This window comes from Curtobacterium sp. NPDC098951 (assembly GCF_044759965.1).
Classification (GTDB): Bacteria; Actinomycetota; Actinomycetes; order Actinomycetales; family Microbacteriaceae; genus Curtobacterium.
On the sequence record NZ_JBIWAG010000001.1, the window covers coordinates 193,168 to 206,339 of the forward strand.

At 73.5% G+C, this 13,172-nt stretch carries 8 protein-coding genes; 7 read left to right on the forward strand and 1 reads right to left on the reverse strand.

All coding sequences use genetic code 11. From position 1 onward, the window contains the following. Positions 1–5 precede the first annotated feature (5 nt). The 6 genes from cydD (at position 6) to holA (ending at position 10,629) form a co-directional block, all read left to right on the forward strand. Complete coding sequence (gene cydD / locus ACIQUC_RS00910; protein WP_402262199.1) at positions 6–1,655, forward strand: thiol reductant ABC exporter subunit CydD; 1,650 nt, start codon at positions 6–8, stop codon at positions 1,653–1,655. After that, the gene (gene cydC / locus ACIQUC_RS00915; protein WP_402262202.1) at positions 1,652–3,400 is read left to right on the forward strand and encodes a thiol reductant ABC exporter subunit CydC; all 1,749 of its coding nucleotides are present in this window, start codon (positions 1,652–1,654) and stop codon (positions 3,398–3,400) included. The genes cydD and cydC overlap by 4 nt, the downstream gene beginning before the upstream one ends. A gap of 125 nt (positions 3,401–3,525) precedes the next feature. Beyond that, on the forward strand, positions 3,526–6,066 hold the full coding sequence (gene leuS, locus ACIQUC_RS00920; protein ID WP_402262205.1) for a leucine--tRNA ligase: 2,541 nt from the start codon (positions 3,526–3,528) through the stop codon (positions 6,064–6,066). Between the two features lie 220 nt (positions 6,067–6,286). Continuing rightward, the gene (locus tag ACIQUC_RS00925; RefSeq protein ID WP_402262208.1) at positions 6,287–7,054 is read left to right on the forward strand and encodes a helix-hairpin-helix domain-containing protein; all 768 of its coding nucleotides are present in this window, start codon (positions 6,287–6,289) and stop codon (positions 7,052–7,054) included. 11 nt (positions 7,055–7,065) lie between these two features. Next, positions 7,066–9,600 carry a ComEC/Rec2 family competence protein gene (locus ACIQUC_RS00930; protein ID WP_402262211.1) on the forward strand — a complete coding sequence of 845 codons (2,535 nt, stop codon included), beginning with the start codon at positions 7,066–7,068 and terminating at the stop codon, positions 9,598–9,600. 9 nt (positions 9,601–9,609) lie between these two features. Further along, positions 9,610–10,629 carry a DNA polymerase III subunit delta gene (gene holA / locus ACIQUC_RS00935; RefSeq protein ID WP_022905737.1) on the forward strand — a complete coding sequence of 340 codons (1,020 nt, stop codon included), beginning with the start codon at positions 9,610–9,612 and terminating at the stop codon, positions 10,627–10,629. A gap of 404 nt (positions 10,630–11,033) precedes the next feature. Here holA and rpsT read toward each other — a convergent pair whose 3' ends face one another. Further along, entirely contained in the window at positions 11,034–11,294 is a 261-nt protein-coding gene (gene rpsT / locus ACIQUC_RS00940) for a 30S ribosomal protein S20 (RefSeq protein WP_022905736.1), read from the reverse strand. Between the two features lie 191 nt (positions 11,295–11,485). On the opposite strand from rpsT, the gene ACIQUC_RS00945 reads away from it, so the two are divergent. After that, on the forward strand, positions 11,486–12,670 hold the full coding sequence (locus tag ACIQUC_RS00945) for a pyridoxal phosphate-dependent aminotransferase (RefSeq protein ID WP_402262215.1): 1,185 nt from the start codon (positions 11,486–11,488) through the stop codon (positions 12,668–12,670). The last annotated feature ends 502 nt before the right edge of the window (positions 12,671–13,172 follow it).

Genomic DNA, 13,172 nt, shown 5'->3' on the forward strand with positions numbered 1-13,172 from the left:
CGACGGTGAAGCCGCTCGACCCGCGCCTGCTGCGGCTGTCGCGGACGGCCCGCGGCTTCATCGTCGCCGCCGCCGGCACCGGGGTCCTCCGCACGCTCGCGACGATCGCGATCGCGTGGGGGATCGCGGCGGCGGTGACCCTCGGCGTCGACGCGGTCCGTGACGGCAGCGTCCCGGGCGCCTTCGTCCCGGCGCTCGCGCTCCTCGGCGCGGCGTTCGTCGTCCGCGCGGTGGCCGCCTGGGCGACCGACGACCTCGCCGCCCGCGCCGCGGCGACGGTGAAGAGCGAGCTGCGGGCGACGGTCCTCGCCCGCGCGGCGGAACGCGGGCCGTCGTGGCTCGCCGAGCGTTCCAGTTCGGCGTTCGCGACCACGCTCGGCCCCGGCCTCGACGCGCTCGACGCGTACTTCGGCCGGTACCTGCCGCAGCTGGCCCTCACGGCGATCGCCACACCGGTGCTCCTCGTGGCGATCGGCCTCGGCGACCTGACCAGCGGTCTCGTCGTGCTCTGCGCCCTGCCGGTGATCCCGGTGTTCATGATCCTCATCGGCCTCGCCACCCAGGCGCTGCAGCGGAAGCAGTCCGACGCGTTGGCGACGCTCGGCGGTGCCTTCACCGAGGCGGTCGAGGGACTGGCCACCCTCAAGGTGTTCGGCCGCGCGCGGCGCCAGGTCGGCCGGATCGGTGTCGTCACCGACGAGTACCGCCGTGGCACGATCGGTGTCCTCCGGCTCTCGTTCGTGAGCGGGTTCGCACTCGAACTCGCCGCGAGCCTGGCCGTCGCGCTCGTCGCGGTGTCGATCGGCATCCGGCTCGTCGACGGTTCGCTCGGGCTGGGCGCCGCGATGTTCGTGCTCGTGCTCGCACCGGAGGCCTTCGCCCCGATCCGCCAGGTGGGTGCGGACTTCCACGCGGCGCAGGACGGGGTCGAGGCCTCGTCGGCAGTCCTCGACGTCCTCGACGACACCACGGCACCCGCGGCACGGCCCGGCGGCCTCCCCGCGGCCGGTGACCTCGTGCTCGAGGGGCTCACCGTCCGTCGTCCCGACGTCGTGATCGGGCCGCTCGACCTGCGGGCCGGGCCGGGGACGCTCGTCGTGCTGGCCGGTCCGAGCGGCTCCGGCAAGTCCAGTCTCATCGCGGCGATCCGTGGCGCGCTGCCCCACGACGGCACCGTGACCGTGCCGGGTCGAGGGGGCAGCACGGTCACCGAGCGGACCGCCTGGGCCGACCAGCGTCCCCGACTCATCCGCGGCACCGTCGCCGAGAACGTCGCGCTCAGCGCGACCCCCGACGACGAGGCGGTGCGCACCGCCCTGCGCGAGGCGGGGCTGGGACTCGACCCGTCCCTCCCGGTCGGCTCCGGCGGCAGCGGCCTGTCCGGCGGGCAGGCGCAGCGTGTGGCCGTCGCGCGGGCGCTGTACCGCGTCCGGCGCGCGGACACGCGACTCGTGCTGCTCGACGAGCCGACGTCCGCGCTCGACGCCGACGCCGAGGCGCACGTCGTCCGCACGCTGCGACGTCTCGCCGACGACGGCGCGGTCGTCGTCGTCGCGAGCCACCGACCCGCGGTCGTCGCGGCTGCGGACGTGCGCGTCGACGTGCGCTCCGGTGGTGCGGTCACGGTCACCCCCGTGGACGGGGTGCGAGCATGAGCCAGGAGGCACGGCAGACCCACGACGTCGGCCCCCGTCCGACGCGCCGACGGCGTGGCGGCGGGGCCGCGCGGGACGGCTCGGTCCTGCGGCTCGCGATGCCGCGCGGCGCCGGGTGGGCGAAGGCGGTCGCCGCCGGCGCGCTCAGCGCGGTCTGCGCCGTCGCGCTGCTCGCGGCGAGCGGCTACCTCATCACCCGGGCGGCGGAGCACCCGCCGATCCTGTACCTGACGCTCGTCATGGTGGGCGTGCGTGCGTTCGCGCTCGGCCGGGCGGCCCTGCGCTACGTGGACCGACTCGCCGGACACGACGCGTCGTTCCGGCAGCTCGCCGTCGTCCGCACCGAGATGTACCGCCGGCTGTCCTCGGTCGCGCCGGCGGGACTCGGCGCCACCGGCCGCGGTGACCTCCTCACCCGGCTCGTCACGGACACCGACCGGCTGCAGGACCTGCCGATCCGGGTCGTCGGTCCGCTCGTGTCCGCCGGGGTGGCGGCGCTGCTCTCGGTCGTTGCCGTCGCCGTCGTGTCGGTGCCGGCGGCGGTCGTGCTGCTCGTCGCCCTCGCCGTGGCCGCGCTGCTCGGCTCGGTCGTCACCCTGTCGGTCGCCAGGCGCTCCGACGAGCAGACGGCCGCGGACCGCGGCCACGTCGCCGACCTCGTGCTCGACACCGTGCGGACGCTCGACGTCTTCGCCGCGTACGGCACGCTCGACGAGCGGCTCGAGCACATCGCCGGGCTCGACGCCCGGGTGACCCGGGCGGTGCGGCGTCGGGGGACGGTCGAGTCCCTGGTCGGTGCGCTCGTCGGTCTCGTCGGGGGCGGCGCGGTCGTCGGGATCCTGGCCGTCGGCGCGCCCGCGGTGGTCACCGGCGCGCTCGACGGGCCGCTCTGGGCCCTCGCCGTGTTCGTGCCGCTCGCGCTGTTCGAGGTCGTCGGCGGCGTGCCGCTCGCGGTCCTGACGTCCCGCCGGGTCCGCGCCGCGGCCGACCGGGTCGAGCGGGTCGTCCCGGCTGAGGTGCCGGCCGGCATCGTCCCCGAGCCGGACGCCGACGCCGACCCCGCCTCGCTCGTGGTCGACGGTCCGGTCGCCGTCGCCCTCCGTGACGTCTCGGTGCGCTGGCCCGGCGCCGCGGCCGCCGCCGTCGACCGGGTGTCGCTCGACCTGCACCCCGGCGAGGTCGTCGTCCTCGATGGCCCGAGCGGCGCCGGCAAGTCGACGCTCGTGGACGCCCTCGTCCGGTTCGTCGACCACGAGGGCTCCTACACGCTCGACGGTGTCGAGGCGCGGGACATGCACCCCGACGCCGTCCGGGCGCGCGTCGGCCTGATCGAGCAGGACCCGTTCGTGTTCGACCAGTCGGTCCGGCAGAACCTGCTCTTCGCCCGCGACACCGCGACCGACGACGAGCTGCTCGCCGTCCTCGACCGGGTCGGTCTCGCCGCCTGGGTCCACGGGCGCGGCGGCCTCGACGCGGGCGTGGGTGAGCGCGGGGCACTGGTCTCCGGTGGGCAGGCGCACCGGCTCGCGCTCGCCCGGGCGCTCCTGCACGCGTTCCCGGTGCTCGTGCTCGACGAGCCGACGGCCGACATCGACCCCGACCTCGGTGACGCCCTGCTCCGCGACCTGGTCGGGGCCGCGCGGCAGGACGGCAGGACGGTCGTCATCGTGTCGCACGTGCCGGTCGCGGCGGACCTCGTCGACCGGACCCTGCGGATGCGCGACGGGCGGCTCGTGGCGGCGTGAGCCGACCACCCGCCGGGGGCGGGCCGACGCCGGTGCGGTGATCCGTTCCTCCCGGCCTTATATCCTTGACCACCGGAGCGCGTCCGACGGACGTGATCCGTGCCTCCAGACTGAATGAGAGTTCCGTGACCACCGAGCCGTACCCCGAGGACCCGAACGCCTACGACTTCCGTCGTCTGCAGGAGAAGTGGCAGCCGCGCTGGGAGGAGCTCGGGCTCTTCACGACCGACCTCGACGACACGCGTCCCCGGAAGTACATCCTCGAGATGTTCCCGTACCCGTCCGGCGACCTGCACATGGGGCACGCCGAGAACTGGGCGCTCGGCGACTTCGTGGCGCGGTACTGGCGGCAGCAGGGCTTCAACGTGCTGCACCCGATCGGCTGGGACTCGTTCGGGCTGCCGGCCGAGAACGCGGCGATCAAGCGCGGGGTCGACCCGAAGGACTGGACCTACGCGAACATCGAGCAGCAGAAGGCCTCGTTCAAGCGGTACGCGCCCTCGTTCGACTGGACGACCGAGATCCACACCTCGGACCCCGAGTACTACAAGTGGAACCAGTGGCTGTTCCTCAAGATGTACGAGAAGGGCCTGGCCTACCGCAAGGACAGCTGGGTCAACTGGGACCCGGTGGACCAGACCGTCCTCGCCAACGAGCAGGTGCTGCCGGACGGCACCTCGGACCGTTCCGGTGCCGTCGTCGTCAAGAAGAAGCTGACGCAGTGGTACTTCAAGATCACCGAGTACGCCGACCGGCTGCTCGACGACCTCAACCAGCTCGAGGGTCGGTGGCCGGCGAAGGTCATCGCCCAGCAGCGCAACTGGATCGGCCGCTCGGTCGGCGCGGACGTCGACTTCGTGATCGAGGGGCGTGACGAGCCCGTCACGGTGTTCACCACGCGTCCGGACACCATCCACGGGGTGACGTTCCTGGTCGTGGCGCCGGACTCGGACCTGGCCGCTTCGCTCGTCGAACCTGCTGACGACTCGGTGCGTTCTGCGTTCGCCGATTACCTGACCGCCACCCAGAAGACCTCCGAGATCGACCGGCAGAACGCCGACCGCCCGAAGACCGGCGTGCCGCTCGGCCGCTTCGCGATCCACCCGCTGACGGGGGAGCGCCTGCCGATCTGGGCCGCCGACTACGTCCTCGCCGACTACGGCCACGGCGCCGTCATGGCCGTGCCGGCGCACGACCAGCGCGACCTCGACTTCGCCCGGGCGTTCGACCTGCCCGTCCGCGTCGTGGTGGACACGAACGCCGCCGTGACGGGGGCGATCCCGGTGATCACGCCCGACACCGAGCTCCCGGCACTCGACCCGGTGTCCACCGGCGAGGCGCTGACCGGCACCGGTCGGATGATCAACTCCGGCCCGCTCGACGGCATGTCGAAGCAGCACGCCATCAGCGCGGCGATCTCCCTGCTCGAGGAGCGGGGCACCGGACGCGCCGCGAAGACCTACCGACTGCGCGACTGGCTCATCTCGCGGCAGCGGTTCTGGGGCACCCCGATCCCGATCATCCACGGCGCCGACGGCACCGAGCACCCGGTGCCGATGGACCAGCTGCCGGTGCGGCTGCCCGAGACCGACGGCCTCGACCTCAAGCCGAAGGGCACCTCGCCCCTCGGTGGCGCGACCGACTGGGTGAACGTCCCGAACCCCGTGGACGGCACCCCCGCGCTCCGCGACACCGACACGATGGACACCTTCGTGGACTCGTCGTGGTACTTCCTGCGCTTCCTCGCGGCGAACGACGACACGCAGGCGTTCGACCCCGCGGTCGCGCGCAAGTGGGCCCCCGTCGACCAGTACATCGGCGGCATCGAGCACGCGATCCTGCACCTGCTCTACGCGCGCTTCGTCACGAAGGTCCTGTTCGACCTCGGCTACCTCGACTTCACCGAGCCGTTCTCGGCGCTGCTCAACCAGGGCATGGTGCTGTCCGGCGGCTCGAAGATGTCGAAGTCGAAGGGCGGCGTCTCGCTCGGCGACGAGCTCGACGCGAACGGGGTCGACGCCATCCGCCTGGTGATGGGCTTCGCCGGTCCGCCGGAGGACGACATCAACTGGGAGGACGTCTCGCCGTCCGCCTCGGCACGCTTCCTTGCCCGTGCCTACCGACTGGCGCTCGACGTCACCTCGTCGCCCGACGTCGTGTGGGCGGACGGCGACCGTGCGCTGCGGCAGGTCACGCACCGCTTCCTGGCCGATGCGCCGGGGATGATGGAGTCGTTCAAGTTCAACGTCGTGATCGCGCGGCTGATGGACCTGGTGAACGTCACCCGCAAGGCGATCGACAACGGGCCCGGCGCGGCCGACCCCGCCGTGCGCGAGGCCGTCGAGACCATCACGCTCGGGCTCGCGGTCTTCGCGCCGTACGTCGGCGAGGAGATGTGGGAGAAGCTGGGCTACGAGCCGACCGTCGCCACGTACGGGTGGCGGAAGGCTGACCCGACGCTGCTCGTGCAGGAGTCGCTGACGGCGGTCGTGCAGGTCAATGGCAAGGTGCGGGACTCGTTCGAGGTGTCGAAGTCGATCGAGCCCGCGGAGCTGGAGGCCATGGCGCGGGCGTCGGCGAACGTGCAGCGGTACATCGGTGAGCGCGAGATCGTGAAGGTGATCGTGCGGGCGCCGAAGCTCGTGAACATCGCCATCAAGGGCTAGCGCTCCGGCGGGTCGGTCCGCGCGGTCCGGTCGGTCCGGGCGGTCCGGTCAGGCTGGTCGTGCTGGTCGGTCCGGTCCGTCTGGTCGTTCCGGCCCGTTCAGTCGTTCCGGTCGGTGTGGTCGTTCCGGTCGTTCCTCCACAGGCGAGCGGACCGTCCGGTGGTCCACCGGTCTCCGGGCGGGCCCCCGGTCGGGCGTGGTGCGTCCGTAGCGTGCCGGCATGTCGTCTGGTGATGGTCGGTCCGGGTCCTCGTCGCCCTCGTCCTTGTCTTCGTCCTCGTCGCGGTTCGCCGCGCTGGCGGTGTCGCCCCGTGCCGCGGTGCTCCTGGCTGCCGTGGTGGTCGTCATCGCCCTGGTCGTGGTGCTGCTCGGAGCCCGGTCGGGCTCGTCTTCGCCGGACGACGGTGGTGGTGCGCTGACGGTCACCGGAGCGCCGTCCGTCCAGTCGTCCACCGCGGCGACGAGCGGTCCTGGGGCCCCGGGCGTCGGAGGGTCGTCGCCGTCCGCCTCGGCCGTGGCCGACCGGGTGGTGGTGCACGTCCTCGGAGCGGTCGCGCGGCCGGGCCTCGTCAGCCTGGCCGCCGGCAGCCGGGTGTCCGACGCGGTCGACCGGGCGGGCGGTGCGCGTGACGATGCCGACCTGAGCCGGGTGAACCTCGCGCGCGTGCTGGCCGACGGGGAGCGGTTGTACGTTCCGGCGATGGGGGAGACCGCGATCCCGGAGCCCGTCGACGGTCCGCCGGGCGCGGGCGCGGGCGCCGACGTCGGGCCTGGGGCCACTGGTGCGTCCAGCGGCACCGTCGTCGACCTCAACTCGGCGGACCAGACCACGCTCGAGACGCTCCCGGGGATCGGCCCGTCGCTCGCGGGTCGGATCCTCGCTTGGCGTGACGAGCACGGACGCTTCGCCGCGGTGGAGGACCTGCTCGACGTCAGCGGCATCGGTGACGCTCGGTTCGCGGAGCTCCGCGACCGCGTGCGGGTCTGATCGGCCTCCCGGTGGCCGTCGAGACGACGCCCGGCGTCCGCGACCTGCGCGTGGCCCTGCCCGCGGCGGCCGCGTGGGTCGGTGCTGCGCTGCTGGTCGGGTCGCCCGAGCGTGCCGGATGGGTCGTGCTGATCGGTGCGGTGGCGGTGTGCGGCGGCATCGCCTGGCTCTTCCTCCGGCGTCCACAGCGTGCCCTCGGCCTCATCGGGATCGTCGTCGTCGCGGCGGCGTTCTGCACCGTGGTGGCGGTCGCGGTGGTGGTCGGCGACGCCCGCCGGAGTCCCGTCGCGCTGGACGGTGCGGGGACGGTCACGGTGGAGGTCGTGCTCACCCGCGACCTCGCGCCGGGGGACCGCTCGGTCGTCGGGACCCTCGTCGACGCGGGCGACACCGAGGGACTGCACGTCCCGGTCCGGGTGGTCCCGGCTGGGACCGGCGCCGACGGACCGATCGCCGCCGGCTCCCGGCTGCGCGGGGCGGCCGTGCTCGAGCCGGACGAACCGGGGAACGCCACGGCGTACGTCGCCTTCCTGCGCGGAGCCGTCCGGACCACGCCGCCGACGGGGCTGCTCGCCGCGACCGATCGGGCACGGCAGGCGTTCGTGGCGGTCACCCGGGCGCTGCCGGAACCCGGGGCGTCGTTGCTGCGGGGCCTGGCGATCGGCGACCGGAGCGGACTCGACCCCGGAACCGAGGCGGCGATGGAGACCTCGGCGCTCACCCACCTGACCGCCGTGTCCGGGTCGAACTGCGCGGTGATCGTGGGCCTCGTGGTCGTGCTCGGCCGGTTCGTCGGACTCTCCCGCGTCGCTCGCGCCGCGGCGGCGATCGCGCTCCTGGGGGCGTTCGTCGTCCTCGTCCGGCCGGATCCGTCGATCGTGCGCGCGACGGTGATGGCGGTGGTCGTCCTCGTGGTCCACCTCGCCGGTCGCCCGGTCCGGGGTGTGCCGCTGATCGCCCTGGCCGTGGTCGGCATGCTCGTCGCCGATCCCTGGTACGCCCGCTCCTTCGCGTTCGCCCTGTCGGTGCTCGCGACGAGCGGGATCGTCGTGCTCGGTCCACCGCTGACCGCGGTCCTCGCCACGCGCCTCCGGACGCCGTTGGCGGCGGCACTCGCGATCCCGGTCGCGGCCCAGGTCGCTTGCTGGCCCGTGACGATCCCGCTGTCGGCTGCGTTCCCGACCTACGCGGTGCCGGCCAACCTGCTCACCGAGCCGCTCGCGCCGATCGTCACCGTGGTCTCGATCGGCGCCTGCGTGCTCGCGCCGCTGTGGCCGTGGGGTGCGTCGGTGCTCGCCGCCATCGCCTGGGCGCCGGCCACGGCGATCGCCGGGATCGCGCACGGCGCCGCTGCGCTCCCCGTCGCGGCGGCGCCGTGGCCCGCGGGTGTGACCGGCGTGGCCGCCGCAGCCGTCGTGAGCGCCTGCATCGCCGTCGCGATCCTGACACCGGGCGCGGTCCGGTTCCGGTTGCTCGTCGCCGCGGGTGCCGTCACGGCGATCGGACTCGTGTCGGTCGCCGTGCCGCGGATCGTCGTCCGCGCGGGGCTGCCGGGCGACTGGGCGATCGCGGCGTGCGATGTCGGGCAGGGTGACGCCGTGGTCATCCGCGGCGGGACCGGCGTCGCGATGGTGGACGTCGGGGACGACCCGGAACGGCTCGGCGCCTGCCTGGACCTCCTCGGTGTCGACCGGGTGGACCTGCTCGTCCTGACGCACTTCGACCGCGACCACGTCGGCGCGGTGGCATCGGTGACGGACCGTGTGAGGACGGCGCTGGTCGGGCCCACCGGCCGCCCCGAGGACGAGCGGGTCCGCCGGTCGCTCGTGGACGCGGGCATCGACGTCCGGACGGCTGACGACACCACTGCGGGCACGCTCGGGCCCCTGCGGTGGCGGCTGCTGTGGCCGCGTGCGGGAGCGGGGGAGAGCGGCAACGCTGCAAGCCTCGTCCTCCGCACGGAGCCCGGACCCGACTGCCCGTCGTGCGTGAGCGGGTTGTTCCTCGGCGACCTGGGGGAGACGGCGCAGCGGCGGCTCCGGGGTGTCCTCGACGCTGAGGACGCTGCCGACCGGGTCCCGATCGACGTCGTCAAGGTCTCACACCACGGATCCGCCGACCAGGACCCGCTCCTGTACCGCGAGACGGCGGCAGCGGTCGGGCTCATCGGGGTCGGTGCTGACAACACGTACGGGCACCCGACCCGGTCGGCGCTCGAGATGCTCGACGCCGCCGGGACCCGGGCGTACCGGACCGATCTGCTCGGGACGATCGTGGTCGGGCGGGACGGTTCGGGCGGGCTCCGGGTGTGGACCGAGCGCTCGGCTCCCGGGTCCCCGCGGGGTGCTCCCGGGTCCCCGCAGCGCGATCCGTCGGTCCCTGCGCTCGCACCGGGGCGGGACTCCCGACGTCGGTGGCAGGCCGCCGGCGCGGTGTCCGGTGCGGGGGCGGTGTCCGGTGTCAGGTCGGTGTCCGGCGTCTGCGCGGCGTCCGGTGTCGGCGAGGGGCGTCCGGGCGGAGCGCTCGGCGTCGGCCGTCGCCCGTAGGATCGAGACATGCCCGCCAAGAAGCCCGCACGCGCCGCAGCGAAGATCGACCAGGTGCCTTGGTCGGGGATCCGCCCGGCGCCGGTCGTGCTCGTCACCGGGCCCGAGTCATTCCTCGCCGAGCGTGCGAGCGGCGTGCTCCGCGACCTGCTCGTGGGTGAAGACCCCGCGCTCGAGGTCCACGACCTCGAAGCCGACCAGTACGCGCCGGGGCTCTTGGCGACCCTCGCGAGCCCGTCCCTGTTCGGGGAACCGCGTCTGGTCCGGGTCACCAACGTCGAGAAGTGCACCGACGCGTTCATCACCGAGACCATCTCGTACCTCGGTGCGCCGGCGGACGACGTCACCCTGGTCCTGCGACACGGCGGTGGCGTGCGCGGGAAGAAGCTCCTCGACACGATCCGCAGCGGTGTGGGCGGCGGCATCGAGGTGCTGTGCGACGAACTCAAGCGCGAGACGGACCGGATCGACTTCGTCACCGCCGAGTTCCGGGCTGCCCGGCGCAAGATCGCCCCGTCGGCGGTGCGCACCCTCGTCGCGGCCTTCGCCGACGATCTGGCCGAGCTCGCCGCGGCGTGCCGGCAGCTCCTCGCCGACGAGGCGGCGGAGATCACGGACAAGGTCGTCGACAAGTACTACGGCGGTCGCGTCGAGACCAACGCGTTCAAGGTCGCCGACATCGCGCTCGCGGGGCGTTCGGCACCGGCCATCGTCGAGCTCCGGCACGCGCTGTCGACGGGCGAGGCCCCGGTGCCGATCGTCGCGGCGTTCGCCTCGAAGATCCGCACGATGGCGAAGGTCAGCGCCTTCCGCGGCCCGAGCGGGCAGGCGGCGTCGGCGCTCGGCATGGCGCCGTGGCAGGTGCAGCGCGCCCAGCGTGACGTCGCCGGGTGGAGCGAGTCCGGTCTCGCGAACGCGATCATCAGCATCGCCGAGGCCGACACCGCGGTGAAGGGCGGGTCGCGCGACGCCCACTACGCGCTCGAGGTCATGGTCCGGACCATCGCCCGGCGCGGCGAGGCGCGCTGAGCCGAGCCGCGCCTCCAGGAATCACCGACGGGCGACAGCCCACCCGCCGGAGCTGCTCCGCCGGAGTTGCTCCGCTGGAGCCGACGGTCCGCGGCCGACCTGCGGGACCCGAGCCGGCGATCCGGACCGCTCGGACCGGCACGGCGACCGGGCACGACCCGCCGCTCAGTTCCGCCCATCGGGCGGTACCTGCTGCGCGCGCACGCCGAGCGGGACGAACACTGCCCACTCACCGCCCGCGCCGGATCGCCGACCCGCCGCCGGCGCCGGCACACCACCGCCCGCGCCGGCACACCCCGCCCGCGCCGGCACACCCCGCCCTCCGCGTGGCGAACCCGCACCGCGCGAACGACGAAGGCCCCGCACCGAACGGTGCGGGGCCTTCGGACCACAGGGTCCGTGCGTCAGAGCGACGCGACCTTCTTCGCGATGGCCGACTTGCGGTTCGCGGCCTGGTTCTTGTGGATGACGCCCTTGCTCACGGCCTTGTCGAGCTTCTTCGAGGCGAGGGTCAGGGCCGCGACGGCCTTGTCCTTGTCGCCGGCGACGACGGCCTCGTTGGTGTGACGGATGACCGTCTTGAGCTCGGAACGGTAGGCCTTGTTGCGCTCCTGGGCCTTGAGGTTGGTCTTGATGCGCTTGATCTGCGACTTGATGTTCGCCATGCGTGTTGCTCCTTGTTCGTCTCTACGGGTGGTCGCGACCGCTGGGTAGAGGGGCCCTTGGTCGCATCGCGTTCCACCCGTGGGCGGGGAACGCGGAAGCCAGCCACCAACATTACCAGGCTGGAGCGTCTGGACCAAAGCACCGAAACGCCGAAACCGTGCCGCAACAACCGTTCGCTACCGTGACGAGCATGCCATCGCTCGCGCCCCGCATCGAGACCGTCCCCGCCTCCGGCATCCGCCGGGTGTTCGAGCAAGCAGCCCGCATGCAGTCGGACGAGGCCGACCGCGGTACCGAGGGAGACATCGCGATGCTGGTCATCGGCGAGCCGGACGTGCCCGTCGCCGCCCACATCGGCGAGGCCGCCCGTCGCGCCTGGACCGAGGACCGCACCGACTACACGCCGAACGGCGGCATCGCCCCGCTGCGGGCGGCCATCCGAGAGAAGCTCCGCCGCGAGAACCGCATCGAGGTCGACGTCGAGCAGATCTGGATGACGATCGGGGCGACGCAGGCGCTGTTCCAGGCGATGACCCTCGTGCTGAGCCCGGGCGACGAGGTCCTCGTCCCCGACCCCGGCTACACGACCTTCACCATGAACGCGCACATCATCGGGGCGACCCCGGTGCCGTACCGCCTCGAACCGCAGCACGGGTTCGAGCCGGACCTGCAGGCCCTCGAGGCGAGCATCACCGAGCGCACCCGCGTCCTCGTGGTGAACTCCCCGTCGAACCCGCTCGGCTCGGTGTTCGGCGAGCAGACCCTCCGCGACCTGCTGGCGTTGGCGAAGCGCCACGACCTCTGGGTGATCAGCGACGAGGTCTACGAGTACTTCACCTACGGCACCCGCCACGTCAGCCTGGCGAGCCTCGACGAGGACGACCGGGTCTTCACCGCCTTCTCGCTGAGCAAGACGTACGCGATGACGGGCGTCCGGGTCGGGTACCTCGTCACGCCGAAGGGCCTCGGCGCGACGATGCGCACCACCCAAGAGGCGATGATCAGCTGCGTCGCCGAACCCGACCAGTGGGCGGCCCTCGCGGCCATCGTGGGGGACCACTCCGCCGTGCAGGAGGCCCGGGAGCACTACCGCGCCAACCTCGATGTCGCGAAGGAGGTCCTCGACGCCGCCGGCATCCGGTACCTCGACCCGCGCGGCGCGTTCTACCTCTGGATCGACATGTCCCACGTCACCGAGGGCGACGTCGCGGAGTGGGCGCTCGCGTTCCTGCAGCGCGAGCGTGTCGCGGTCGCGCCGGGGAGCGCCTTCGGCCGGACCGGTGAGGGGTGGATCCGTGTCTGCCTCGCGGCGACCGCGGCGGACCTGCGCCGTGGGCTGGGTGCACTGCCGGCGCCGGAGCGCGTCGCCGTCTGACGCGGCGTGCGTCGGGCCTGTCCTGGAGGCGCGGTGCGCGTCCGGCGCGCCGCGCCGCGCACCGTGCTTGGTCCGTCAGCTGGTGCGCGGTTGGTTGCATGGTGCGGCGCTGAAAGCGGGCACGGAGCGGTCGCCGCTGTCGCGGGTGACGAACCTCGCACCGTGCGTCGGCCTGCCCGGCCGCGCCGTGCCTCCTGACACGCAGGCGCGGCCTGCCGTGCCTCCCGGCCTGGAGGCGCGGTGCGCGTTCGCCGCGCTGCGCACGGTGCGTGGTCCGTCAGCTGGTGCGGTGTTGGTTGCTTGGTGGGGCGCAGGAAGCGCGCATGGAGCGGTTGCCGCCGCCGCAGGTGACGAACCTCGCACCGTGCGCCGGCCTGCTCGGCCGCGCCGTGCCTCCTGGCCTGGAGACGCGGCGTGCGTTCGCCGCGCTGCGCACGGTGCGTGGTCCGTCAGCTGGTGCGGTGTTGGTTGCATGGTGCGGCGCTGGAAGCGCGCACCGGGC